The organism is Sphingorhabdus sp., from assembly GCF_046154385.1.
Taxonomy (GTDB): domain Bacteria; phylum Pseudomonadota; class Alphaproteobacteria; order Sphingomonadales; family Sphingomonadaceae; genus Sphingorhabdus_B.
This window is the reverse complement of sequence record NZ_JBJXFW010000012.1, coordinates 18375-45253: the sequence shown is the minus strand read 5'-3', so window position 1 is coordinate 45253 and position 26879 is coordinate 18375. Positions and strand designations below refer to the sequence as shown.

The window sequence follows — 26879 nt, the reverse complement described above, 5'->3', positions numbered from 1 at the left end:
AGGGCTGCTTATCCGGAAACTCTCCTAAAACCACAAGCATAAAGGATGCGCCCGATGGACGCCGACCCCTATCTTCGCAAATTACACTTTCGCGCGCACCACCGTGGCACGCGGGAGGCGGACGCCATGGTCGGCGGCTTTTTCGACACTTACCACGCCCATTGGAGCGAGGCGGATTTCGCATGGTTTGAGCGGCTGTTGGAAGAGCAGGATGTCGACATCATGGCTTGGGCCCTACAAACCGCAGCACCCGACCCGAATTTGGCAGGGTCGATGATGGACCTGCTCCAACGGCTCGATTTCATCTCTTTGCCGGAAGGACTGAACACGGCGGAAAAATGACCGACCTGCAGCGTATCATTCACAGCCCGACAGGGCTAACCCTGTCGTCGGTGCCGTCGGGCTTCGCGCCGCTATTGCTCGCGGATCTGACGCGTGCGGCAAAGGCGCGTACCTTGTACATCGCGCCCGACGATAGCGCGATGCGCGCTATTGCCGATGCGGTGCCGTTCTTTGCCCCAGAAGTCGAAATCTTGCAGCTTCCGGCGTGGGATTGCCTCCCCTATGACCGCGCCTCGCCTTCCGTCGCGGTCACATCGCAACGTATGTCCACCCTGCAAGCTTTGCAGCAACCAACATCCAAAAAGCAGTTGGTGCTGACCACCATCGGTGCGGTCATCCAGAAATATGTAACGCCCTTCCGCATCCGCCAAACCGGCGAGCGGCTGACGGCGGGACGCGAGATCACGCGCGAACGGCTGGCCTCGCTGCTGCAATCCAACGGCTATTTCCGCGTCGATACCGTTGCCGAAGCGGGCGAGTTTGCGATCCGCGGCAGTATCGTCGACCTGTTTCCGGCGGGCAGCGAATTTGGCCTGCGCCTCGATTTCTTTGGCGACGAGATTGAAAGCATCCGCCGTTTCAACCCGTCGGACCAACGCAGTATCGACCGGGTCGAGCATTTCGATATCCTGCCCGCTGTTGAAGCGTTGATGGACGAAGAAGCGATCAAGCGGTTCCGCGTCGGCTATCGCGACCGCTTCGGCGTCACCGCCACGGGCGACCCCCTCTATCAAGCCGTTTCCGAGGGCCGCCGCTTGTCGGGCATGGACCATTGGTTGCCTCTGTTCGAAGAACGCATGGCGACCATTTTTGACCATGTCGGCGCAGACGCGCTTGTGATCCGGGACGCAGGCGCCATCGCAGCGGGCCAATCCCGGCTGGATGCCATTGCCGACTATTATGACAACCGCGTCAAGGCGCAGGTTGCGGAACCCGGCAGCTACCGTCCCCTGCCACCCGAAATGCTGTATCTGTCCGGCGATGAAGTCGAAAAGATACTGGCCGACAATGCCGCACACCTGCTGACGCCCTTTGCGCAGCCGGATTCGGACAAGGCCATCGATTTCGGCATCGCGGCGGCGCGCGACTTTGCGCCCGAACGCACGCAAAAGGCCAATGTGTACGAGGCCGTAGCCGGACATTTGAAGGCCCTGCTGAAATCCGGAAGCCGCCCCATCATCGCCAGCTATTCCAACGGCGCGCGCGAACGGCTGAAGGGTTTGCTCAAAGACCATGGCGCGCCGCCGATGGCAGATGCCGATGGCTGGCAACATGCCTTGGGCACATCCGCACCTGTCGGCGGGCGTGGCACCGTCGCCATGGTCGTTCTGCCCATCGACCACGGCTTTACTTCGGCGGATATCGCGCTGATCAGCGAACAGGATATGCTGGGCGACCGGTTGGTCCGCCGCCATAAAAAGCGCAAATCCGCCGATGCCTTCCTTGCCGAATTGGCCGCGCTCAGCCCCGGCGATCTGGTGGTGCATCAGGATCACGGGATCGGCCGCTATGAAGGGCTGATCTCCATCCCGGTGGGCAACAGCCCGCATGATTGCGTGGCCTTGAGCTATGCCGGTGGTGACAAGCTCTATGTTCCTGTCGAGAATATCGACGTCCTGTCGCGCTACGGCTCGGACAGCGAGAATGTCACGCTCGACAGATTGGGCGGCGAAGCATGGCAACGGCGCAAGTCGAAGCTGAAAGAACGCATCCGTGCCATCGCGCACGAATTGCTAAAGACAGCCGCCGAACGTGCGCTGCGCCCCGGCGCGGTCATCGAGGTCGATGATCAGGCCTATGCCAGCTTTGTCGACCGTTTCCCTTATGAGGAAACCGAGGACCAGCTGCGCGTTATCGAGGAAGTACTGGAAGACCTGTCGGCGGGCAAACCGATGGACCGTCTGGTCTGCGGCGATGTCGGCTTTGGCAAGACCGAGGTTGCGATGCGCGCGGCCTTTGCCGTTGCGATGGCTGGTTATCAGGTTGCCGTCATTGCCCCCACCACCTTGCTGGCGCGGCAACATTATACCAATTTTGTCGACCGTTTCCGCGACCTGCCACTCAAGCTTGGCCGTCTGTCGCGCCTAGTACCTGCCGCCGAGGCCACAACGACCCGCGACGGGTTGGCCGATGGCACGGTCGATATTGTCATCGGGACCCACGCGGTTTTGGCCAAATCGCTGAAATTCAAGCGGCTGGGTCTGGTCATCGTGGACGAAGAACAGCGCTTTGGCGTTAACCACAAGGAACAGTTGAAGGCGCTCAAGACCGACGTCCATATGCTGACCCTGACCGCGACGCCTATCCCCCGCACCCTGCAAATGGCGATGTCGGGCTTGCGCGAACTGTCGGTCATCCAGACTCCACCGGTCGATCGTCTGGCGGTGCGGACCTATGTGATGCCGTGGGATCCGGTCGTCCTGCGCGAGGCATTGCTGCGCGAACATTATCGCGGCGGGCAGAGTTTCTTCGTCGTGCCGCGCATTGCCGATCTCACCGAGATCGAGGAATTTTTGCGCACCGAAGTTCCCGAAATCAAATATGTCACCGCGCACGGACAGATGTCGGCAACACAGGTTGAAGAGCGGATGAGCGCCTTTTACGAAAAGCGCTATGATGTTTTGCTGTCCACCACCATCGTGGAAAGTGGCCTCGATATCCCGAGCGCCAACACACTCATCATCCACCGGGCCGACCGCTTCGGCCTTGCGCAGCTTTACCAGTTACGCGGACGCGTTGGCCGGTCCAAGACGCGTGCCTATGCCTATATGACGCATGAGGCGAACCGCGTGTTGACCGAAACGGCGGAAAAACGGCTCAAGGTGTTGGGCGATCTGGACAGCCTTGGTGCAGGATTCCAACTTGCCAGCCATGACCTCGACATTCGCGGCGCAGGCAATCTGGTGGGCGACGAACAGTCGGGGCATATCAAAGAAGTCGGTTTCGAACTGTACCAGTCGATGCTGGAGGATGCGATTTTGGAAGCGCGGGCGGATTCGCAAGGGCTCGCCAAACCGCGCGGCAGCTTCTCGCCGCAGATCACCATCGATGCACCGATCCTGATCCCCGACGATTATGTCCCTGACCTGTCGGTCCGCATGGCGCTTTACCGCCGCCTGAACGAATTGGAAGAAGGTCAGGATATCGAAGGCTTTGCCGCCGAAATTACCGACCGTTTCGGCACCATTCCGGAACCGACGCAAAATTTGCTCAAGCTTATCCAGATCAAGCAAAATGCACTCGTCGCGCAGGTCGCCAAGATCGAAGTTGGCGCGCGCGGAACGCTGGTCAGCTTCCGCGAAGACACCCCGCCCAATGTTCCGGGCCTGCTCGCCTATGTCGCCAAATTGGGCGAAACGGCAAAGCTGCGACCCGACAGCAAACTCGTCATCAACCGCGTGTGGGGCGACCCTGCGTCACGGTTGAACGGATGTTTGCAGCTGTCGAAGGGCTTGGCCAATCTGGCGCGCAAGGCGGGGTAGTCGGGCGTAGGGGACAGGGTCCAATGCCTAGCCTCTCCCCTTTAGGGGAGAGGATACGAAGCCTTAGCCGTCAGGCTTAGGCGAAGTTGGTGAGGGGGAGTTCGGGCACAAACCTCACCGTCCAGCCCCTCTCCGCTGCGACTAGGCGGCAAGCCGCCAAGTCTCGCACCTCTCCCCTAAAGGAGAGAGGGAATGTCGTTGGAACTGTCCCCTTAAGCCCCCACCCTCAATTCGCCCGCAACGCAAACCGCTCAAACTCGGCTGGCGCCAGCGGCGGCGACCTCAGGAATCCTTGAAAATAGTCGCACCCTTCGGCCTTCAACATCTCCAGCTCCTCGGCCTTTTCGACGCCCTCGGCGATAATCGCCATACCCAATGCTTTCGCCATCGCGATGATCGCGCGCATGATGATCCGGTCTTTGCCGGTGCCGACAATATCCGGCGTCATGCCCTTGTCGATTTTGAGATAATCAAGCGGCAAGGATTTGAGATACGCCAAGCTGGAATAGCCGGTCCCGAAATCATCAACCGCGATCCGCATGCCCTTTGCGCGCAGCAATTCCAACTGCGCCGCCGTCCGATCCAGATCGCGGATCAGGCTCTCTTCGGTCAGCTCCAGCGTTAAGCGTTCGGGTGCAAAACCGGCTTGCGCCAGCAGTTCCAACAGATGCGCGCCATAATATTCGGTCAGTTCTTCTGCACCCAGATTGACCGCAAGGCGCAGGTCGCTCAGCGCTGCGGGCCATGCGGCGGCGATGTTGATGGCCTTGTCCTGTATCAGGTGCGACAATTCCTCGCGCAAATCGCACCGGTCCGCCGAGGCGAACAGGTCGCCGGCGCTGATTTCCCCCAATTGGGGATGGTTCAGCCGGGCAAGTGCTTCGGCGCCGACCAGGCGACCGGACGACACTTCGAACTGCGGCTGAAGCAATATCACGATCTCGCGCGCCGCAAGCGCCGAACGCAGCGCGACATCGACCTGCTCCATGGCGGGGTTGAACGGGGCCTGCGCCTCGGCAACCACATAGCGTTTGCCCTTGCGGCCATAGGCTTTGGCAAGCGCGTCGGCAGCACGGGCGGCCAGATTTGGGCGGCTTTCGGTGGGTCGCGACAAGGCGATTCCCAAGCGCGCGTTGATGTGCAGCGGGGCATCGCCCTCGCCCAGATCAACCGATACCATTTCGAGCAGTTTTTGCGCGGCGAGTTCAAGCTGCTTTCCGCCCGCATTGCCATCGACCACCAGCATGAATTCCCGCCCCGGCATCTTGGCCATCAGGCGGATGGGCGATAGCTGTTGCTCGGCAAAGGCGCGGATTTGCTGGCCTACACGCCGGATAGCCGCATCGCCCACGGCACGGCCCAAGCGGTCATTAATCTGCTTCAGATCCTTGATGCCGAGCAGCAGCACCGTCACCGGTTCCTGCGACGCTTCGGCCAGCCATTCGCGCACATGGCGCGCGCGGCGCATGGTAAGCGCGCCATGCGGTCCTATCTTGGTTTGTGTATCGCGCAATGAATGCATCCTGCGGCTTTAGCGGGAATATCTTTCGCAACTCTTGCGATTTTCGCATTTCGGCTTTGTAAGCCGCAAATTTCTGCTTACATGACCAACATGATTGACGGACAAGGGCGACACATTGATTATCTCCGGATCTCGGTCACAGACCGGTGCAATTTCCGGTGTCATTATTGCATGCCGGAAAAACAAAAGTTCCTGCCCCATGCCGATGTTCTGGACTATAGCGAAATCGCGCTATTGGCGAACCGTTTCATCGCGCACGGCATCCGAAAAATCCGCCTGACGGGCGGGGAGCCGCTGGTTCGCCGGGATATAGATATTCTTATCAATGACTTAGGATCGCATGTTCAGGCCGGACGCCTCGCCGAGCTGACCCTCACCACAAATGGCAGCCGGCTAAAACAATTCGCCCCCATTTTAGCGCGTTCAAGCTTCAGCCGAGTCAACATAAGCCTCGACAGCTTGAAACCGGAGACGTTCAAGACGATCACCAGAGGTGGCGATCTGGATCAAGTTCTGGAAGGCATTAGCGCCGCCGCAGCGCATGGGCTGCGTATAAAAATTAACATGGTCGCACTCAAAAATGAAAACCAATCCGAAATTGTCGCAATGGCCGAATTTTGCGCAGCCAATGGTTATGACCTTTCGCTGATCGAAACGATGCCATTGGGCGAAGGCGTGGCGGACCGGCATGATCGATACATTCCGATGGACGATTTTATCGCACCATTGCGGGACCGGTTCGAATTGGAACCGCTGGCGCACCGCAGCTCTGGCCCTGCCCGCTATTGGAACGTCGCGCCGCTAGGGCTCAGGCTTGGCCTGATAACACCGATGACCCACAATTTTTGTGACGACTGCAACCGCCTGCGCCTTACGACCGATGGTAAGATCTATATGTGTCTAGGCTCTTCGATGCATGTCGATTTTCGCACGGCTATGCGGGAAAATGGCATGGAAGCCGTCGACAGACTGTTGCAACAGGCCTTGCGCTTGAAACCAGCGCGCCATGACTTTGAGCGGCAATTGGCCGAACCCGACCAGCGCCTCTCGCGCCATATGAATGCGACTGGTGGATGACGGAATTTTCACGCCTCGCCGTTTTATCATCCGCGACCCCCTCCGCCCGCGAGGCCGAGATGATTTTAAGCGAGCAAATCGATTTCGTGCCGCTGGATGAAGCGGAAGCCGTCATTGTGCTGGGCGGTGACGGCCATTTGTTGCAGGTCCTGCATCAATTATACGAAAGTCGTCGTGACATTCCGGTCTACGGCATGAATCGCGGGACAATCGGTTTCCTGATGAATGTTTGGGAGCCTGGGGAACTGCTCGGCCGTCTGGCGCGCGCCAAGTCCTTCTCGGTCCGGCCGCTGGTTACGACCATCACCACCATAAGCGGCCAAAGCTTTAATTTGCCTGCTATCAATGAAGTTTCGTTATTGCGCGAGACCCGGCAGGCCGCAAAGATCGAGATATCGGTTAATGGCCGTGCGGTTATTCCCGAATTGATTTGCGATGGCATATTGGTGTCCACACCCGCTGGATCAACCGCCTATAATTTGTCCGCCAATGGCCCAATCCTGCCGCTCGATTCGTCCCTTCTCGCGCTTACCCCCATCAGTCCGTTCCGCCCCCGCAGGTGGAAAGGCGCGATCTTGCCCGACCGCTACGTTATCAAATTGAAGATTTTAGAGGCCGGCAAACGCCCGGTCAGTGCGGTCGCTGACCAACGGGAAATCCGCGACATTTCGCACGTCGAAGTGGCGCTTGACCGCAACCGCGCTCTTACGCTTTTGTTCGACCCCGAACATGCGTTGGACGACCGGATTGCGATGGAACAATTTATTGTCTGAATTGGCAAAGGGTGCTTGCCAAAGTTTAAAAAGCGCTGCTATAGGCGCGCCTCTGCCCGAGCAATCGGGCTGCTCCCTGGTAGCTCAGTGGTAGAGCAGTTGACTGTTAATCAATTGGTCGGGGGTTCGAATCCCTCCCGGGGAGCCATTTTCGCCTACATCAGGCCCCAACCCTGCCAAAGCAGGCGCAACGCGGCATATCCGACCAAAAGCGCGGTCAAAGTCTTGAGCAGGCGCGGTGTCAGGATTTTCATGCCCAACATGCTCCCAATCTGCCCACCGGCAAAAACGGCAATCAACAAAGGCCAATAATTGGTTGCCGGTTCAACCAGCGATTGCGGCCCCGCCTTGATCAGTTGCCCCGCCAGTCCGGTGACCGAGTTGATCAGAATATAAATCGAAGCAAAAGCAGCAATCCGCCGGGCATTGGACCAGCGGATAAGATGCAGCACGGGTGCCATGAATATCCCACCGCCAATTCCGGACAGGCCAGCCAACAAGCCCACACCACCTGACAGCACCAGCAGCAGCCGCTTGGAAATACGCCGCGGCGCCATTTTCTCTGGCTGTACCAAGAGCGCCACCGCCGACATCAGCAATGCGCCGCCCAATATCATCAGGAAAACCCACTGTTTCAAAGGAACAAGACCGCCAATGAAAGCCAGCGGCGCCGATACGAGCAACAACGGCATGACCTGCGGCCATTTGACCAGCCCCGCCTTTGCAAACCGGGCGCTGCCGCCAGTTACAACGATAATGTTACACAGCAACGATATGATCGGAATGAGAGCATAATCAATCCCCCAGAGGCCCAGCAAGGCGGTGTATGTCGAACCGCCACCAAAGCCTACGGACGCATAGATCAATGCGACGACGGCAAATAACCCAGTTAGCCAAAACATCGTTCGCGCTCCTTCACATAAGCAATGTCATCCTGAACTACTTATGCGCCGATCCGCAAGATTGTTTTATATTGCTTCCGATCAATAAGCGCCGTGGCAATGCTTGTACTTTTGACCAGAACCGCAAGGGCAAGGGTCATTACGGCGAATATCGGGATTACCAGCGAATGGATCTTCGCCTTGTGGAGCAGGAGTTTGGCGCACTGCACGTGTTGTTACCAGACCCATTGATGCCCCATCGATATCATTGCTGTCATCTTCACCTGTAAATGGATCAATATGCGTAGTCAGAAAATCCGGTAGTTCGGGGAGTTCCGGTGGCACCAAATCCTGCTCTGCCCTGAATTCGTTCGTTGCAATCGTTTTGGTCACCCCTTCACGAATAGCGGCAAGCATTCTTTCAAAAAGGCCAAATGCCTCCTGCTTGTACTCGTTAATCGGGTTTTTCTGTGCATAGGCACGTAGATATATAACCTGCCTTAGGGCATCGAGAGTTGAGAGATGTTCTTTCCAATGGTGATCGAGCGTTTGTAATAAAATACTCTTTTCCACTTGCCGCCACACGGTCGAATCCAAATCCACACCTTTGGCCGCGAATTTTGCTGTTGCCATTTCGGCAAGTCGGGATTCAATTATTTCCGGCTCCATCGCGTCTTCCTGAAGCCAGCTATCAATATCAGGTGCCAGCCCAAGGACGTCTGCGCATTTTTGCTTAAGGCCATCTATGTCCCATTGCTCGGGATAAGTCCCCATCGGACAATAATCACCAACCATCATATTGACCGTGTCGTTTCGCATATCTTCTATAATATCGTCTACGGCTTCGGCATCCATGATATCGCTGCGTTGCTCATAAATAACTTTCCGCTGGTCATTCATGACGTTATCATATTCCACGAGTTGCTTGCGAATATCGTAATTGCGCGCTTCTACTTTTCGCTGCGCTGTTTCAATGGCTTTGGACAGCCATTTACCACCAATTGCCTCGCCATCTTCCAAGCTCGAATTCATCATGCGCGAAAAGAGGGTTTCGGACCCAAAAATGCGCAACAAATCATCGTCCAACGACAGATAGAAACGTGACAGACCAGGATCCCCCTGACGCCCGGACCGTCCACGCAACTGGTTGTCAATCCGGCGGCTTTCATGACGTTCGGTAGCCAATACGAATAACCCACCTGCTTCGATAACTTTTGCTTTTTCAGACGCGATTTCGGCTTTTAATGCTTCGACCGCGGCATCACGTTCGGCGCCATCGGGCTTGTCTCCAAGCTCATCTTCTAACCGGAATTCGAAATTTCCACCTAACTGGATATCGGTACCACGACCCGCCATATTTGTCGCAATCGTCACACTTCCCAAACGACCGGCCTGCGCGACAATATGTGCTTCACTTTCGTGGAAGCGCGCATTCAACACGCTGTGCTTGACGCCTTCTTTTTCGAGAAATTCGGATAATAATTCAGATTTCTCAATCGATACGGTGCCCACAAGAACAGGCTGGCCGCGATCATTGGCCTCTTTAATTGTCTTTGCAATCGCTCCAAATTTGTCTTGAGTATTTTTGTAGAACTGATCGTCTTCGTCCACCCGCTGCACGGGTAGATTCGTGGGAATTTCGACGACATTCAGCTTGTATATCTCGTGAAACTCGCCTGCTTCCGTCGCGGCAGTTCCCGTCATACCTGACAGCTTGGGATACATGCGGAAATAGTTCTGGAATGTGATCGTGGCCAACGTCTGATTTTCCGGTTCGATCTGCACTCCCTCTTTTGCCTCAACTGCCTGATGCAGGCCATTGGACCAACGGCGGCCATCCATCATTCGTCCGGTGAATTCGTCGATGATAATTACTTTGCCGTCTTTTACGATATAATCAGTATCGCGCTTGAACATCACATTGGCTTTAAGAGCCTGATCGAGATGATGAACAACCAACGTATTTTCATAATCATAAAGATTGGAACCTGTCAGCAACCCTGCGGCCTCAAGCAATCGTTCAGCTTTTTCCGTGCCATCTTCGGTTAGCGTTAAATTGCGGCTTTTCTCGTCTTTTTCATAATCACCATCATCAAGCTGCAAAACGACAGCATGAACCTGCATGTACAGTTCGGACTTGTCGTCTGTCGGTCCGGAAATAATCAACGGCGTTCGGGCTTCATCAACCAGGATCGAGTCAACCTCGTCAACGATAGCAAAATTAAACGGTCGCTGCACCATTTGTGCGCGCTCATATTTCATATTGTCACGCAAATAGTCGAACCCGAGTTCGTTGTTGGTCGCATATGTGATATCGCTGTTATAAGCAGCGCGACGCTCATGTTCAGATACACTTGGAACAACCACTCCAGTTGTCAAACCGAGAAACCCGTATATCCGTCCCATCCATTCCGCATCCCGGCGGGCCAGATAGTCATTCACGGTCACAACATGCACGCCCTTGCCCTCAAGTGCGTTAAGATAGCAGGCGAGTGTTTCGGTAAGGGTTTTTCCTTCGCCAGTCCGCATTTCCGCGATCTCGCCACGGTGGAGTACGATTCCGCCAACCATTTGAACATCGAAATGCCGCATCCCCATGACACGTTTTGACGCTTCACGAACGGTCGCGAATGCTTCCGGTAAAATATCGTCCAAAGTCTCGCCAGCGGCCAAACGGTCGCGGAAAAGCTGCGTTTGTCCCGCGAGATTTTCGTCAGTCATTGCCGATATTTCGTCTTCAAGTGCATTTATTTTTTGCACTATCTTCATGATAGATTTGACATAACGATCGTTTGAAGATCCGAAAATGGCTTTTGCTACTCCACCAAACATGGGGGTTTCCTTTTATATTTCGATGTGGGTATGCGTCACCGATATCGGCGACACTAAAGAGAATATGAGTGTGTGCACGACTTCCCGCGCCTTCCAGCCTATTGCCGTGAAACGTCGTGCTTTGTTATCGGAGTCGGGTTTACCGCCGCACGCATATCAAAGGCAGCGTACAACTGCGGACGTGCAGCCTCGCCAAAACCGCTACCGACGCAAAATGGTGGCACCGTTTCCCGATCTTCCGCGAGTGAAACGGAAGCTGTAATGATGGACGCAGAGGAAATAGCTGATCCGAGCGTTGCGGGCGTCGGTGTTACTGGACGCGACGCTTCCGCTGCGGAAAATCCGCTTAACATAGCCAAAAGATAAATCAGCAAACGCATAAAGGGCCCTGTTTCGTGCTGACGGGCATATAGGGGGCCCATGAGTGTAAGTCTATCCCGAAGGCTATTTTAAGATTTGGGCTCTTCAGATGCGATAAATCTATTGTTTCAACATTTGTTTCAATAAAAATTGCTGCTAGCGCGACCGACAGGTAAATTTACCTTCAGAACGCCCCATGTTCAAAGAAAGTTTCTGGTTTTGTTAGCAACTTCACCTCTCGCCCGTCCTTTTCCAGATGCTCCATTGATCGCAGGGGCAACGGCGCGCGTCGCGCGGGCGGGTTATAAGGATTGGGGGCGGTGCGACTTGACTTTTGTGGAGCTTGATGAAGGCACAACCGTTGCGGGTGTCACCACAACCAACATCTGTTGTTCATCCGAAGTCGAATTGTGCCGACTGAATATCAAGGGTGGTACAGCGCGTGCGTTGGTGGTCAATGCCGGTAACAGCAATGCATTTACTGGTCGGCGGGGTCTTGAGGCCGTAGAAGCAATAACGACCAAAGTGGCCACGCATCTGGGATGTAGTTCAAATCACGTATTTGTATCGTCGACCGGCGTGATCGGAGTCCCCCTTCCCAAAGAAAAAGCAGAAGCGGGTCTAACCGCAATTTTCAAAGCAGAGCCTTGTTCTTGGAAGGATGTAGCCGACACCATTGGAACAACCGACACTTTTGCAAAAGGTGCGGTCGCCAGCGTTATGGTTGATGGCGTGAAGGTAAATATCGTCGGCATTATAAAAGGGTCAGGTATGATCGCGCCCGACATGGCTACCATGCTGGGCTATATCTTCACCGATGCAGCGGTTGATGCGGCATTTCTACAGCACCTGATATCGGAATCCAGCCAGAAAAGTTTTAATTGTATCACCGTCGATAGCGACACATCGACAAGCGACACAGTTCTGGCCTTTGCGACCGGGGCTGCCGGGAACACACCGCTCTCTTCATTTGCCGATTCCGGAGCTGACGCGTTTGCCTCCGCCTTTCAGGATGTCTGTTTACAACTCGCCCATCTGGTAGTTCGCGATGGCGAAGGGGCACAAAAATTTATCGCAATAACCGTCAGCGGCGCTGTGGATAACTCTAGTGCACGCCGCGTTGGTCTAGCTATTGCAAATTCGCCTTTGGTCAAAACGGCAATAGCAGGCGAAGATGCCAATTGGGGACGTGTAGTTATGGCCGTTGGCAAAGCGGGTGAGCCAGCCGACCGCGACAAGCTATCCATCCGTTTCGGCGCTACATTAGTCGCACAAAATGGCCTATCCGTTGAAGGCTATGACGAAGCACCTGTTGCTGCGCATCTGAAAGGCCATGATATCGATATCAACGTCGATCTAGGCCTGGGCAATGGCCAGGCAACGGTTTGGACGTGCGACCTTAGCCATGGCTATATCAGCATTAACGCCGACTATCGCAGCTAAAAGGCAGTATCGGGGTTGCCCCCGATACTTCTTTCACTGCGTCAAAGCGCAGCTTCGAGCCAGCCCTTGATTTGCGCCTTGGGTGCAGCGCCCACTTTGGTATCAGCAATTTCGCCGCCTTTGAAAAGGATCATGGTTGGAATTCCCCGCACGCCATATTTGGCAGGCGTATCCGGATGATCGTCAATATTAAGCTTCACGATATCAACCTGCCCACCCAATTCCTCGCTAATTTCTTCAAGGCTAGGGCCAATCATTTTGCAGGGACCGCACCATTCGGCCCAAAAATCGACAAGAACGGGTCGTTCGGATTGCAAAACTTGTGCGTTAAAATCGCTATCGGTGACGGATTTGGTGGCCATGATAATCTCCTTTGTTGGTGCCCAATCTATGCCTTGCATGATACGCTGACAAGACGATCCGGCGATAGAATTGCTATTATCCTACAGAGTCAGGTTTGTGAGGGACCAAAACTATGTCGGGCAGACGAATAAGACGGGGCCCATGTGTATATAACAAGGACGCTTCGACCACTGAACCCGGAAAGATTGCCTCCAACGCAGCGACATAATGCGCCATCTGCCGCAGATATGGTTTTATGACGTCATTCTCATTTTCCGGAACCGACCGCCCCGTCTTGAAATCGATTACACGCACCCGCCCCGGTTCGACGACCAATCTGTCCAATCGTCCTGTTATTACTGTTTCGCCCACCAAAGCCGCTAAGGGCACTTCTGCCTGTGCATTGGGTTTGAAATAATCCGCCCATTCGGGATTTTGCACGACATTTGTCACCGCTTGAAGAAGTTGACCCTTGTCGACGGCATCATCATGGACCATAGTCTCAAGCCATTTGGCTGCAGCGTCCAACGACGCCTCGTCGGTTACGCGCTCGAATAGGGCGTGCAGGATTTTTCCGCGCGTCGCGGCGGCTTGCATCGCCAAAGATGGCGGCGCCTCGCCATAGTCATCATCTTCCAACCGTGATGGCACCAACGGCCTTGGTGGCCGGGACTCCTGCGGTGCCTTTTCAAACATCCATGCAGGAGGCTCAGCTGAACTTTCAGCTAAACCCTTATTGTCATGTGATATTTCACGTGGCTGTGTCGTTAATCCATCGATGCCAACATATCGCATCACTTGACCCCAGCGGGTATCGTTGATCCAGTCGCAGCCAATCAAACGCATCGAGTTTTCGATCTTTGTATACCAACTGTCTGCGGGAGGTACGCCTTTGCTTTGCCCATTAAGGGCACCCCCCATAATCAACCGTTCTTCAGCGCGTGTTATTGCGACATAAAGCAACCGACAGTGCTCTTGCAATTCACGGCTCTGCTGAAGTTCTATGATCTCCAGCAAACTGCCGGATTTTTCGAGACCACGGATAGGCAATAAAGGAACCCTTTTGCCTTCATCTATCAGCAACTCGGATGTTCTATCGGCTTTTTTCTTGGGGTCGGACGTCGCGTCCGCCAATATTACAACAGGCGCTTGCAATCCTTTGGAACCATGTACGGTCATCACCCGAACTTCGTTCGCGCCGCCTTCACCTTCCCGTTTGATAACGTTTTCGCCGTTTTCAAACCAATGTAAAAAGCTTTGTAGTCCGCCGCCCTGTTGCTGTTGAAACAGCAGAGCCATGTTGAGCATTTCTTCTATCGGAACCAACGCTTCGGTACCCAGCCGCGAGACAAACTTGCGGCGGGCGGCGATAGAGCCTGTTAGAATATCTTCAAGAAAATCATAAACCGTAACATAATCAGCGGCATCCAACATGGTGCGCAGCGGTTCCAATTCGCCGGCCACCGGAGCTTTTTCACGCAGATGTTGCCAAAGACTAACCCTTTTTTCTCCGCGATAGCCATGTTCCAAAAGCTGTTCTTGCGTCCAGCCTATGATTGGAGACACTAGAATGCATGCAAGGCTAAGATCATCCTCCGGCTGGAGCACGAACCGTATGGCGGCAAGCAAATCCTGCACCACCAAAGGTTGCGCCAAGCGCAAGCGGTCTACACCGGCGACCGGCACTCCGCGTTCATGCAATTGTGCCACAAGCAGAGACGCAATATCTCCTCGCCGGCTTAACAAAAACATGATGTCGCGCGGTTCCAGATGTCGGTTCTGCGTGGCCAACCAGGGCCGTTCATCAATCAACTCTTTGGCGTAGTCCGCTAGCTTTTCGGCGAGTTCCCGTTTCTGGTTTGGAACCCAGCTTTCCTCTTCATCGTCGCCCGTTTCATCTTCATTCTTGGGGGATACGGGCGCTAGCAACTCGACCTGACCAACGTGCGATGACATATGGCTATAATGATCGGGCACTTCACCCACGACGCCAAAATTTTCGCTTCCCACATTATCGATCAGCGCATTCACAAAATCGAGCACTGGCGCTGTTGATCGAAAACTTTGCGACAGCGTCAGACGTGATAGCTCTCCGCCGGCTCCTGCAATTTCAGCAGAAAATTTTTCACCAGCCTCTTCATATCGTTCCGGGGCAGTGCCCTGAAAACCATAAATTGCTTGCTTAAAATCTCCCACCGAAAAAATGGTCCGGCTCTTTTCAGGCCGCTGCCCTAAACCACTGAAAAAATCCGACGCAATCGCAGAAACAATATCCCATTGTGATGTGTTCGTATCCTGAGCCTCGTCAACCAGGATATGATCGATATTCCTGTCGAGTTTGAACCGCACCCACTGCGCCATATCACTATCGTTCAATAGCGCCGCAGTTCGGCGGATCATGTCATCGAAATCGATAACCCCCCGCACATGTTTGGCACGGCCGTAAAAATGCGCGAGCCTTTTCCCGACCAGCAATGCTTTGGCAAGGCGTTCGGCATAGACCGCCCGGTTCAGTTGATCGAAAATTGACCTTGTCCAATTGTACAAATCCAGCGCCATCGTCGAATATGTGTCATCCAACGGCGTATGACCCGATGAACAAACCAATGCCTCATTCTGGGCATTTGACCAACAACGATGGAGCGACATGAATTCAGCCGCCCTTTGCGCCGGTTCGAGCGCCAGCCAATTGTAAATTATCCGCGCACGCTTCCCCCCGCGACTGTCCGGCTTCCCTTTCGCCCAAGTCATATTCTGCTCGGCAATCGACTGAATATCGGCACGATTTATTTTGGAGTCGGTCAATTCGCGTTCAAGCATCTCGTCCGGCGAGCCTTCAAAAGTCACTCCAGCCAGTCGCCGCGCCCAAATTTCGACACCTGTTCCTTCTGGGATTTCATCCATGACATCGGGAACAGCCGCGCATTTACCGAGAAAGTTCACCGTTGCCTCTTCGCCCAGATCAAGGCTGAGCTTTTGCAAATTGGTGATCGAGTCAATGTCGCCATTATCTTCAGCCGAAATCACCATAGAAGCAAGAGCTTCGCGCAGCAGAGCCTGTTGTTCGGCACCTTCGACCGGCTTGAACCCGGGAACCAGTCCGGCCTCTTCAGGAAAGCTTCCCAGAAGTGATTGGCAGAAACTGTGTATCGTCATTATCTGCAACCCGCCGCTCGGCGCGTCTAGCACTTTTGCAAATAATTCGCTGGCGCGTTGGCGATATTCCGGTCCCGATCTGGCTCCTATAGCCTCCAGATCCCGGAACAATAATTTGTCTTCCAACTGGACCCAAGAGCCGAGCAACTGGCTAATCCTCTCGGCCATTTCCGCCGCACCCGCTTTGGTAAATGTAATGCACAAGAGATTTTCGGGCTCGACATCTTCTTCCAGCAACAGGCGGACAACACGCGCTGTCAAAACCTGGGTCTTCCCCGTTCCTGCCGACGCGCTAAGCCAGATGTTATCGCCGGGATCCACAGCGGCGAGTTGTGAGGGGATAAGTGGGTATAACGGTTTGCGTTCAGCGGCCTTACTCATGGAATTTGGGCCTCTGATATGGACTGACGTCCATCCCATTCCTGAAGACGCATCAATTGGTCATAATCGGCATAGTTGGAATATTCAGGATGCAATTTCGCCGTAAAAGCTTCGGCACCTAATATCCATCGGCTTAGCGCTTCTTCGGCCTGTCCAGTGATGAAGCTTACAAATTCATGGGTCGCAATCTTCTTGTCACTTGCTTGGATCGCGCTCGCGTGGGCTATGTGTCCAAAACTGCCTTGTTTTGGGTCTTTACCCAAACTCCAATATTCAAAACCCATCGCCGTTCCGTGCACCCCCTTTATAGCGCCGCGTTCTGCCATCAATCCCATCAGTCCCAATTGCATGGCATAGCCCGCCCGTATCTGCTTGGGCTGGGGTGACCCACCTGTTTTATAGTCCAAAATTGTCAGGTTACCATCTGCTCTCGCGTCTATCCGGTCCGCTATTCCAGTTATTTTTATTCCTAAAAGCTCAAACTTGCCTTTCTCTTCGGCTGCCAACAAGATCCGCCCTTCTTCGTCACGCAGCCTTTGCGTTTCGGTTGCTATCCAGCGCAAACCTTCGGCCATGCGTGGTTGCCAAAGCGTTCGCAAAATCGGGTCGAGTGCCTTGTTGGTCAACAGGGCCTCTGCCCGTTCCATCAATTTTTCAGGTACACAGCCATCTTCATGAAACCATTTTTTCAGAATATCATGCACCAAAATGCCCCGCCATTTATGGTCAGGTGTAGCATCGACAGCATCCATCGCTCGCAGCCGCAAGACCCGTTTGGCATAAAAGGAATAGGGATCAGACTTCAATTGATCAAAATCGGTAACAGAAATTTTGACCCTGCGCTGTTCAGGTGAAGGCACAGGCCTTGGCCGTTTGGCAAAGTTTTGTTTTACATTCGGGGCATCCAGATGCGCCGCCAACAAAGGCGTTCGGCTATCAATTTGAATTTGCTCACCAAGCAAAGCCTTTATTCGCAGTAGAAAACGGGACGCGACAGCAGGGCCGCTTCTGTCCCGTCGCGCGCGCGTCAAAACCACTTTTTTTGCGCCTAAAGCTGTCGCCAAATCGTGCGCCGACAGTCCAACATTGCGGTCCAGCGTAGCAAGTCCCAACTGGCGTCTAATGGCGGGGGCAAGCCAAGGATCCGGTTGTGAAATTTGCGGCCATGTCTTCTCGTTCAGTCCCGCGCAAATAACCATATCAGCTTGCTGCAACCGGGCTTCTAACAGACCAAAAATGGCCACGCGCGGGTGACCGCCATAAGGTGGGCGAACAACTGAACCGGAAAACAATTCGGTCAATATCGCCGGAATGGCCGAATTGTCTTCCAATGGAATAGCGGAAAGATTGCACCCACTTATTTCTGCCCAAGCGCGCGCCAATTCACGACCGGCTGCCCCTTTCCATATCTGCCCGCGTGTCAACTGGTCGGCTATGACCTGCAAAGCAGTCAACGTATCGGCCAGACCATTTTTGGCACTTTCATGCAGCACCTGCAATTGGCCGCTAAAGTCTGACCACCATTTGTTAAAGGCGTCGTTACCGAGTTCCGCAATCTGTCTATTATAGGCACCAAGGCCTGTACCCGGCGCAGGCCCACGAAGCGTTGAATCCAATAGCCGGGCAAAAGACAGCCATTCGAGCCGGTCGCCCCCCAAATTTACAAGGGGATGTTTTGCTATTTCCAATATGTCGGTCGCACGAAAGCGCCGGGCCAATGCATTCGCCAACGATAAAATCAATGTACCTTCAGGCGATTGCAAAAGCGGCTTTCCGGCGCTGTCATCGACCAAAATACCCCAGCGTCGCAATTGTGCAGCAACCCGAACGGCAATCTCCCGATCCGGCGTGATTATGGCAGTACGGTAACCGGCCGTTTCCAAAGCCTGACGAACATGAACTGCGATAATCATGGCTTCATGCGCGCTATCATCGGCCTCAACCAAATGCATATGCGGTAATTTTTTCCGATCTACCGATAGTTCGCGCCAACAGGCGCTTTGTTCGGGCAGACAAAAAATATCGGTTATGGCTTCTACTGCCTCCATCGCGTCCGCCAACGGCAGCGGGGCGACTTCATCGCGGCTGATGGCCATACGATCAAGCAGCAACCTGAGATGGAATTGCGGGTGCACTTCAACATTGCGCTGTGGCCTGGGGATGCCCTCTTCATTATTGGCGGGGCGCAAATCATCCCAGTCGGTAGCGGGCATATTCATATCGACGCCCGGCAGTATGACCGTGCCATTGGGCAAGCGGGCAACACGACGCAAAAGATTGGAAACCGCAATGGCAGAAGTTGTAATGCCAGCAGCAATCAACGGCGTTGAAGGAGGGCTTTCGCGCAGGCGCTGTTCATATCGTGCGAGCAGAATGTTTCGGCGTTCAGCCGGTCCCAACAGTTTTTGCCGATTAAGCTCGGTTTGATAGGCAGGAACTATTTTGCCAATTTGGCCATAAGCGCTTTGCCAATGCCCAGACAGTTCGGTGCCTCCATCCAATGCGACAAATGAATTGAAATCGACCTGTTCAATTTCCAGTTCATCAATCATTTCCGCCAATTTGCGTGCAAGCCGAAGTGATTCCGCTGTGGTGACCGACTTGTCCTTTGGCCTGAATTTCGTAACCAGTTCTGCCAATAGCAAAACTCGGTTCGTTGGACTGATAACAGGCCAGACAATCTCTTCATTTGTCATCGGGTCCAAAATTGGTCCAAGCGTTTCATCCAGCGCAAGATCGCCGATCGCAACCATTTTAGGTAACAAAAGTCCCGGTGAAACCTTTCGAACGAAAGCTTCAGTCATGGCCTTTATCGCTCGGTTATTCGGCAATAACAGGGTCGTTCGGGTGATCGCCAGCGGGTCGTCTTGGCATTGTGCGATTACATAGTTTACCGTTGCATCGCAAAAATCAACGCCCAAAGGAACCGAATATACATGTGTAGATCGATGGGCGGGTTCAGCGCGGTGCATGACTCTTCAATTTCGCCTCCGTTGCTGTGATCGCGTCTGGATATCCAACATCGAACCACATTCCCTGATGCACTAGCCCGTAACAACGCCCGTTGGATATCGCGCGATCCCAAAAGACATTTGTGGAAAATACGTCGGATGGCGGATCGTTGATAAGGCGTTTGGACAGCATTTGGATTCCCGTCCACACAAAGGCCGCCTGTTGATCGGGTTTGCGGCGGGACAATCGGCCATCGGCATCCAAATCAAAGTCGCCCCGCCCCTGTGTATTGTTTGCCTCGCTAAACGGAATAAGCAGCATGAGGACGTCCATGGCTTCGTCATCCCACACCGACATTAGCCGGATGAAGGTGTTTTCGCCATCATTGGTCCACCAATTGTCGGCATTGACGCAGATAAAGGGATCGTCGGGGATCAGCGGCAGGGCCTGAATCAATCCACCCCCTGTATCCAGCAAAAGATCGCGTTCGTCCGATACGTCCACCTGAAAATCGGTGGCATATTTGGCCATATGCTCTTCGACCTGAGAAGCACGATAATGGGCGTTAATGACTACCTTACCGACACCCGCATCGCGGAGATGCCCCAGCACATGATCCAGCAGAGTTGTGCCTGCCACTTCTACCAAAGGCTTGGGGCGATCCGCTGTCAACGGCATCATCCGGGTCCCCTTTCCCGCGGCCATGATCATGGCCGTATTTACTTTCCGGGTCATTCGGACGCCATTACGTTTGGCGCGATTTTACGGATTTCCGAGGGAATATGTGCGTCAAACCAGTGTTTGAGAGGTCCCAATTGCGGATGGTCCAAATCGCGTTCCAGTAAAGTCCACATTCGTGGCAGAAAGTCGAGATAGCGCAGCTTTCCGTCGCGTTTCCAGAGCCGAGTAAATATTCCGATAATCTTGGTGTTTCGCTGTGCGCCGATCAGGGCATAATGATGCCGGAAATCTTCATTCGCCTCGTTCGACTTGATATAATAATCAAGCATTTCTGACTCAAGTTGCCGCGATACATGGCGTCGTGCATCTTGAAGCAATGACACCAAATCATATGCGGAATGTCCGATGAGTGCGTCCTGAAAATCGATCAATCCTTGCGCGCCGTCATCCAGAAGCATGATATTTTCCGCATGATAATCGCGCAGTACAGTAACAGCCTGTGTCCGCGCAATGGGCTTCAAGGCATCTTTCCAGATCCTGTCAAATTCCGACTGGTCAAAGTCTAGTTGCATCGCCGGCAAATACCATTCGGTCAACAAGCGAACTTCGCGCAAATACGCAGCTTCGTCATAAGGCGGCAAATCAGCACATTCGGTTTTGGATAAATTGATGAGCGTATCGATGGCCTGCTTATAGATACGTACTTCATCTTCTGGTTGTTCATCGAGATGCTCGCGCATCCTCTGGTCCCCGAAATCTTCAATCAATATCAATCCACGATCCAAATTTCTGGAGAAGATTTTTGGCGCGCGAAACCCGTGCCTCGTCAAATATTCCGCCACATCGATAAATGGTCGAGGATTCTCGTGCGGTGGCGGGGCGTCCATCACCATTGCATTGCCTTTTTCGGAGTCAGAAACCCTGAAATATCGCCGGAACGAGGCATCACCCGGCAATGGTTGAACAGTAGATCGAACCCAGCCAGATTGTTGCAAGAATTCATCCAAGCCAGATGGTAAGTTATGTTCGGTTTGCAGCTTCATTCTCTTCCATTTTCATTTGCACGTTACGGGATCCGTCCGCTTGTGGTTCTATCGATATGCAAAGGGACGGGATTGCATAATCAGAACCGGCACGTTCGGCCCATTCAACCAGCGTAATCCGGCCAGCACGTTCTTCGGCAAGGCCGAGTTCTTCAAGTTCGGAAACATTATCGAGACGATACAAATCCGCGTGCGCGACAGCAATGGATAGTTCGGGCGGTTCATATAAATGCACGATTGCATAAGATGGACTAGCAACTTCACCGCAAAATCCCAATCCTTGGAGAATACCGGAACACAGAACCGTTTTACCAGCCCCCAATGGTCCATTGATCGACACCCAATCCCCGCCGCGCAGTTGCTTGGCCAACTGTTTGCCAAAGCTGCGCAATTCTTCTTCCGATCTGAAATTCATCGACCGGGCAAAGTCATTATGATGGTCAGTCCCTCGCCGGGCCGGGATTCCATATTGAACGTTCCTTGATGTGTTTCGATCAATTGCTTTGCAAGTGGCAGTCCGAGACCTTGCAGAATGGATTCATCAGCGGATTGCGAAGATTTTCGGCCGTCACCTGAAAACATCTGCTGGTCTTCGGCGCTCATTCCCGGGCCGTTGTCCGAAACAATAATCTCAAGCAGATCGGGGCTGTTTCTGACAAATAACAGAACTTCGCCATTCGGCTTGTGATAGCGGATAGCATTATCAAGTATTTGGCTGACCGCCTGCCCAATGCGTTTAGGATCCAGAAAAAATGAGCCACTGGCTTCATCCAGCCGCAAATGGAGAGCAACTCCGCGCTCTTTTGCAAAGGCCGCCTTTGCATCAGCAACATCAACAAACAATTTTTTTACATCCACATTCTCACGGGCAATCGGCATCGCACCGGCTTCACTCTGGCTATAATCCAGTACGGTATTTATTTGTTCCGACAACCGTTCCGCTGACGACAGAATTGCCTCAACATATTCGGAAGCTTGATCATTCAATGGTCCGGCTACGCCTGCTTTCAACAAGTCTGCAAAACCACTAATCGACGTCAGGGGCGTTCGGAATTCATAACTCATATTTGCAAGAAATTTGGCCTTTATGCCATCCGCCTCTTGCAACGCTGCATTGCGATCCCGCAACGCTTGTTCGATCTTTAGGCTATCCGACATATCCAACATCGTGAACAAGGCATTGCCGTCCGGCAGCGGAATTGTCGCGATCTGAAATATCCTGTCGTCGGCAAAAGCGGCTTTGCTCCGGCGTTGCTCGCGATTGGCAGTGGTCATCCGAACCAGTTCGCCGATGATCGATATTTGGGAAGGCTTTTTAAGGTGCTTTGCCATAAGCGGAAGTATTTCATCCAACCGTGGATGTTTGATCAAAAGATCATCTGGCAAGCCCCAGGTTTCTGCAAACAGCCTGTTCCAAATACTAATCCGTCCATCCGCTGCGAATACCGCAATTGCTTCAAATAAGTTATCAAATGTTGCCGTTCTCACCCGCAACAAGATATCGCGTGCACTGGCCAATTGAGCTTGTTCCGTTCGATCTTCAAAGATCAAGAGAAGGCCGCCGTCAGGGACAGGTTGGGCCAGCACCCGCAAATGGGTTCCATCGGGCAACAGCCAATTCTCTTCACTCGGCTCCGGATTGCGAAACCAGGTTTCTCTTTCAGCACGCCATGCCGGAAAGTCTCGAACTTCCGGCAACTTTCCATTTTCACGCATACGGTCGAGGACGCGCGCAAACTCCGGTTTCTCGGTTAGCCATTGGTCGCGAAACGCAAACAATCGCTGAAAAGGTAAATTGGCAAAACTAAGTGTGTAATCCGAACCGAATTGGACAACGCCGGCCGACATCATGTTCAATAAATGACGCTGTGCGTCAGACAATTGCCGGAATTCTTGGCGGGCGGTCGTTAAATCCTGAATATCAATGGCCAGTCCAGCAACCCCTGCTTGACCAGCCTCGCCCAGTGGTACGTCAAAAACCCGCAATTGCCGCCGTTCCTCCCCCAATGTGGCCGAGACAATGCGTTCAATTTTCTCACCTTTTTCCATTGCCTCTTTGGCAAAAGCAGCTGCACTTTTTCCGCTCTCGGTTTCCAGCAACTCAATTCCGTCCTGAACCACTTGCAACCCGTCAGAAGCTCCAACAGCTTCGACATATGCCACGTTTACGAAGTTGAGCGACATGTCAGGGCTGCGATGCCACATAGGCAAAGGTGCGGACTCGATTAGGCCGGCCAAAGCCGTAAAGGCTGCTTTTGCCTTTTCGGCCTCTTCGGTTCGGGTTTCAAGTTCGCGCAGGCTTTCTGTTGAATCGAAAAACCAGAGCAAAGCCGCGCCATTTGGGTAAATCACCGTGTCGGCAATTCCGCCAACGACCAGCAGCCTCCGGGGAGAACCCAAGATAGGAAGAGGCAAGGTAAAGTCTTTTCCGGTACGCTGAGTTTCACGCACTTTTTCTTCGAGCCGGGCAAGGTCAGTGCTACTCAGTCCACCATCGGGGTGTCCGCCAAGGTCGGTCAAAGTCAGCGCAGCGGTCGGCAAACCCATCAACCTTGAAAACCGATCCGCAGCCTCGATCCTTCCATCCCCTTTCACAACAACAGGAAATGCAGGCGCGGTTTCCAGCAATCGAGCCAAACGCGATGTCTGGCGCAGCATTTTTTGTGACTGCCGTCGCAACGACAAGCCAATCCAAATGGCCACTGTTGCTCCAACGAGCCATAGTGCCATCAATATGCCTATCAGTGCAATTGGCAGGCCCTCGCCCGTCATTTGTGCATCATCCTTCGCGTTTTCATTTATTTGCTAATGCCTGAAAGGGTGCGCGGCGCAACAAAAAACCCGCTACGTATCCGCAGCGGGTCTTTTTGAAGTCAAAAGTCTGCGTGTAATCAATAACGATAGTGGTCCGGCTTAAACGGCCCTTCGGTCGACACACCTATATAGTTGGCCTGCTTTTGCGTAAGCTTGGAGAGCTTGACGCCCAGCTTTTCGAGATGGAGCATAGCCACCTTTTCATCCAGATGCTTTGGAAGCACATAGACTTCGTTTTTATAATTGGCACCGTTCGTCCACAGTTCAATCTGCGCCAGTACCTGATTGGTAAAGCTTGACGACATCACAAAACTGGGGTGCCCCGTTGCACAGCCAAGGTTCACCAGCCGTCCCTTGGCCAACACAATTATTTGCTTTCCATCGGGGAATTCGACGAGGTCAGTGCCCGGCTTGACTTCGGTCCAGTTGTAATTGGACAAGGCCGAAATCTGGATTTCACTGTCGAAATGGCCAATGTTGCACACAATGCTCATTGGCTTCATGTTCATCATATGCTCCGCGGTGATGACGTCCGCATTGCCAGTCGCCGTACAGAAAATATCCGCCCGGGTCACCGCCTCTTCCATGGTGACAACTTCAAATCCTTCCATTGCCGCCTGTAACGCGCAAATCGGATCGACTTCTGTTACCATCACGCGCGCACCACCATTACGCAGCGATTGGGCAGAGCCTTTACCCACGTCACCAAAACCGGCGACACAGGCGACCTTACCGGCCAACATGACATCGGTAGCACGGCGGATGGCGTCGACCAGCGATTCCTTGCAACCATATAAATTATCAAACTTCGACTTGGTCACGCTGTCGTTGACGTTGATCGCAGGGAAAGGCAGTTCACCTTTTTTGGCTATTTCATAAAGCCGATGAACACCCGTAGTGGTTTCTTCTGAAACGCCCTTCAGATTGCGGACAGTTTCGGTCAGATAGCCAGGCTTTGCTGCAACAAATGCCTTAAGCGCCCGCTGGAATTCGACTTCTTCCTCATTTTCTGGCTCGCTAAAGCTTTCGCCGCGCTCCAACCTTGCACCCCAAAGTGCAAACATGGTGGCATCACCGCCATCATCCAGAATAATGTTAGCAGTGGTGTCATCGCCCCAATCGAAAATGCGGCCGACATAGTCCCAGTAATCGGAAAGGCTCTCACCTTTGATCGCGAAAACGGGGATCTCACGCGCGGCAATAGCGGCAGCAGCATGATCCTGCGTAGAAAAGATATTGCATGTTGCCCAACGGACATCCGCACCCAAAGCCACCAGTGTTTCGATCAACACCGCCGTTTGAATGGTCATGTGCAGAGAACCGACGATCCGTGCCCCCTTCAAAGGCTGAGTTGCGCCGAATTCCTCGCGCAGGGCCATCAGGCCGGGCATTTCGGTTTCGGCAATGTTGATTTCTTTACGGCCAAAATCGGCCTCACCAATATTGGCAATGACATAATCGTTGAAAGCCACAGGCTTGTACTCCGGGAGGGTTTAGAATTGTCCTGCCCTTAGCCTCGGCCGTCTGCGAAATCAAATATAAAGATTACTTTATATGAATACATCTGCAATCATGGTCGCTTGGCGATGCGTGTTGGACATGCAGGTCCCGCCCAAGATTGACCGACCACAAAACTATCGGCCGCAGCAGCCATGGTCACAACGCCATGTGGCTCGGACGACAATTTCGTAGCCAAATCCTTCAACTGTTTGCAATCCATGCTTTTATGACCGTTGCCATAGCTGTTGGCGTAACCAATCGACATCCTGTCGAGTGCGCCTTCTGCCCCTCTTGCCCCATAAGTCTGCGCCAAATGCCCCTTCAAGGCTGTATTTTGCGATCCGATCAGGCTGTTATGTTTGACGACGAAGCGGTTATAATGCGGCAGAAAGTTATCAGGTGTATTCCGGCAACGCAGTGCCGTGACCATCAACATCGTATTCAAATGTTTGATTTTTGCGGCATCCTGAGCCGCATTTGTCCAGCACGCTTGAGCAGGCTGGGAACATAATGCGATACCAACTGCGATCATGATTGCACTTTTTTTCGATTTCAACATCTGCCCTACCCCTTGCTTGTTTCACTTGGGAATAATTGACAATTCTGATTACTGATTTTTCAACGGGTGTGGTTAAGGCGAATTAATCTTACATATGATTGAAACTGCCGCATCTTATGTTTTGCAGATACTGGACTTGCGTTTAATTTGCCGGAACTGAAGGGCACTACACCAAAGACCCGACTTGACTCGGTGCCAGTCGTCCCGGATTACGATTACAAACACCCCCCTTTTGAAAGGATAGAGTTATGAGCATATCAGTTGGAGACAAAATTCCTGACGTAAAGCTGGTCAAGGCTACTGCAGAAGGTCCACAGCCAGTTCAGTCTGCCAATTTTTTTGCTGGGCGGCGGGTTGCATTATTCTCGGTCCCTGGCGCATTCACGCCAACCTGTTCGGCACGGCACTTGCCCGGCTTCGTTGAAAAGGCGGAGGAGCTTGCGGCTAAGGGAATCGATGAAATTGCGTGCACCGCGGTGAATGATGCGTTTGTGTTGGGCGCATGGAACAAGGCCGGGGGCTCCGATGCGATCACCATGTTGGCCGATGGAAACGGAGATTTTGCAGCGGCCTTGGGCCTTGAAATGGACGGCACGGCTTTTGGAATGGGCAAGCGCGGCCAGCGTTTCTCACTGGTCGTCAATGACGGTGTGGTTGAACAGGTAAATGTCGAAGCGCCCGGCGATTTCAACGTGAGTTCCGCCGATCATATGCTCGGTCAACTGTGATTTCCGGCATA

The 26879-nt window shown here is 53.4% G+C and carries 19 protein-coding genes and 1 tRNA gene; 7 read left to right on the top strand and 13 right to left on the bottom strand.

Going from position 1 to position 26879, the window contains the following annotated elements:
- Nucleotides 1-54 precede the first annotated feature (54 nt).
- Together ACKVOS_RS03115 and mfd are read left to right on the top strand one after the other, a co-directional pair.
- Nucleotides 55-342 carry a succinate dehydrogenase assembly factor 2 gene (locus tag ACKVOS_RS03115; RefSeq protein ID WP_409210557.1) on the top strand — a complete coding sequence of 96 codons (288 nt, stop codon included), beginning with the start codon at nucleotides 55-57 and terminating at the stop codon, nucleotides 340-342.
- Nucleotides 339-3824 (top strand): transcription-repair coupling factor, encoded by a 3486-nt coding sequence (gene mfd / locus ACKVOS_RS03110; protein ID WP_409210556.1) that lies wholly within the window; start codon nucleotides 339-341, stop codon nucleotides 3822-3824. Before ACKVOS_RS03115 ends, mfd begins: the two co-directional genes overlap by 4 nt.
- Nucleotides 3825-4050: 226 nt before the next feature.
- On the opposite strand, the gene ACKVOS_RS03105 is transcribed toward mfd, so the two are convergent.
- The gene (locus ACKVOS_RS03105; RefSeq protein WP_409210555.1) at nucleotides 4051-5346 is read right to left on the bottom strand and encodes an EAL domain-containing protein; all 1296 of its coding nucleotides are present in this window, start codon (nucleotides 5344-5346) and stop codon (nucleotides 4051-4053) included.
- Between the two features lie 81 nt (nucleotides 5347-5427).
- On the opposite strand from ACKVOS_RS03105, the gene moaA reads away from it, so the two are divergent.
- The 3 genes from moaA to ACKVOS_RS03090 all read left to right on the top strand — a co-directional run bounded on the left by moaA (nucleotide 5428) and on the right by ACKVOS_RS03090 (nucleotide 7344).
- On the top strand, nucleotides 5428-6423 hold the full coding sequence (gene moaA, locus ACKVOS_RS03100; RefSeq protein ID WP_409210554.1) for a GTP 3',8-cyclase MoaA: 996 nt from the start codon (nucleotides 5428-5430) through the stop codon (nucleotides 6421-6423).
- Nucleotides 6420-7196, top strand: a complete 777-nt coding sequence (locus ACKVOS_RS03095; protein ID WP_409210553.1) for an NAD kinase — start codon at nucleotides 6420-6422, stop codon at nucleotides 7194-7196. Before moaA ends, ACKVOS_RS03095 begins: the two co-directional genes overlap by 4 nt.
- Nucleotides 7197-7269: 73 nt before the next feature.
- Nucleotides 7270-7344: transfer RNA gene (locus ACKVOS_RS03090), tRNA-Asn, on the top strand.
- Between the two features lie 7 nt (nucleotides 7345-7351).
- Here ACKVOS_RS03090 and ACKVOS_RS03085 read toward each other — a convergent pair.
- The 3 genes from ACKVOS_RS03085 to ACKVOS_RS03075 form a co-directional block, all read right to left on the bottom strand.
- The gene (locus ACKVOS_RS03085; RefSeq protein ID WP_409210552.1) at nucleotides 7352-8098 is read right to left on the bottom strand and encodes a sulfite exporter TauE/SafE family protein; all 747 of its coding nucleotides are present in this window, start codon (nucleotides 8096-8098) and stop codon (nucleotides 7352-7354) included.
- Between the two features lie 81 nt (nucleotides 8099-8179).
- Entirely contained in the window at nucleotides 8180-10909 is a 2730-nt protein-coding gene (secA, locus tag ACKVOS_RS03080) for a preprotein translocase subunit SecA (RefSeq protein WP_409210551.1), read from the bottom strand.
- A gap of 98 nt (nucleotides 10910-11007) precedes the next feature.
- Nucleotides 11008-11289 (bottom strand): hypothetical protein, encoded by a 282-nt coding sequence (locus tag ACKVOS_RS03075; RefSeq protein WP_409210550.1) that lies wholly within the window; start codon nucleotides 11287-11289, stop codon nucleotides 11008-11010.
- A 199-nt stretch (nucleotides 11290-11488) separates the two neighbouring features.
- Between ACKVOS_RS03075 and argJ the strand changes: the two genes are divergently transcribed.
- Nucleotides 11489-12712 carry a bifunctional glutamate N-acetyltransferase/amino-acid acetyltransferase ArgJ gene (argJ, locus tag ACKVOS_RS03070; protein WP_409210549.1) on the top strand — a complete coding sequence of 408 codons (1224 nt, stop codon included), beginning with the start codon at nucleotides 11489-11491 and terminating at the stop codon, nucleotides 12710-12712.
- 41 nt (nucleotides 12713-12753) lie between these two features.
- Here argJ and trxA read toward each other — a convergent pair whose 3' ends face one another.
- The 9 genes from trxA to ACKVOS_RS03025 form a co-directional block, all read right to left on the bottom strand.
- Complete coding sequence (trxA, locus tag ACKVOS_RS03065; protein WP_409210548.1) at nucleotides 12754-13074, bottom strand: thioredoxin; 321 nt, start codon at nucleotides 13072-13074, stop codon at nucleotides 12754-12756.
- Nucleotides 13075-13150: 76 nt separating this feature from the next.
- Entirely contained in the window at nucleotides 13151-16591 is a 3441-nt protein-coding gene (addA, locus tag ACKVOS_RS03060) for a double-strand break repair helicase AddA (protein WP_409210547.1), read from the bottom strand.
- Nucleotides 16588-19563, bottom strand: a complete 2976-nt coding sequence (gene addB / locus ACKVOS_RS03055; RefSeq protein ID WP_409210546.1) for a double-strand break repair protein AddB — start codon at nucleotides 19561-19563, stop codon at nucleotides 16588-16590. Before addB ends, addA begins: the two co-directional genes overlap by 4 nt.
- The gene (locus ACKVOS_RS03050) at nucleotides 19550-20278 is read right to left on the bottom strand and encodes a nucleotidyltransferase family protein (RefSeq protein ID WP_409210545.1); all 729 of its coding nucleotides are present in this window, start codon (nucleotides 20276-20278) and stop codon (nucleotides 19550-19552) included. Before ACKVOS_RS03050 ends, addB begins: the two co-directional genes overlap by 14 nt.
- Nucleotides 20275-21267, bottom strand: a complete 993-nt coding sequence (locus tag ACKVOS_RS03045; RefSeq protein ID WP_409210544.1) for an aminoglycoside phosphotransferase family protein — start codon at nucleotides 21265-21267, stop codon at nucleotides 20275-20277. The genes ACKVOS_RS03050 and ACKVOS_RS03045 overlap by 4 nt, the downstream gene beginning before the upstream one ends.
- Nucleotides 21245-21682, bottom strand: coding sequence for a tRNA (adenosine(37)-N6)-threonylcarbamoyltransferase complex ATPase subunit type 1 TsaE (tsaE, locus tag ACKVOS_RS03040; RefSeq protein WP_409210543.1), 438 nt, complete (start codon nucleotides 21680-21682; stop codon nucleotides 21245-21247). The genes ACKVOS_RS03045 and tsaE overlap by 23 nt, the downstream gene beginning before the upstream one ends.
- Nucleotides 21679-24039, bottom strand: coding sequence for a PAS-domain containing protein (locus ACKVOS_RS03035; protein ID WP_409210542.1), 2361 nt, complete (start codon nucleotides 24037-24039; stop codon nucleotides 21679-21681). The genes tsaE and ACKVOS_RS03035 overlap by 4 nt, the downstream gene beginning before the upstream one ends.
- A gap of 119 nt (nucleotides 24040-24158) precedes the next feature.
- Nucleotides 24159-25553: an adenosylhomocysteinase gene (gene ahcY / locus ACKVOS_RS03030; protein ID WP_409210541.1), complete on the bottom strand. Its 1395-nt coding sequence runs from the start codon at nucleotides 25551-25553 to the stop codon at nucleotides 24159-24161.
- Nucleotides 25554-25651: 98 nt separating this feature from the next.
- Nucleotides 25652-26140: an S-adenosyl-L-homocysteine hydrolase gene (locus ACKVOS_RS03025; RefSeq protein WP_409210540.1), complete on the bottom strand. Its 489-nt coding sequence runs from the start codon at nucleotides 26138-26140 to the stop codon at nucleotides 25652-25654.
- Between the two features lie 248 nt (nucleotides 26141-26388).
- On the opposite strand from ACKVOS_RS03025, the gene ACKVOS_RS03020 reads away from it, so the two are divergent.
- Complete coding sequence (locus ACKVOS_RS03020; RefSeq protein WP_409210539.1) at nucleotides 26389-26868, top strand: peroxiredoxin; 480 nt, start codon at nucleotides 26389-26391, stop codon at nucleotides 26866-26868.
- Nucleotides 26869-26879 lie beyond the last annotated feature (11 nt).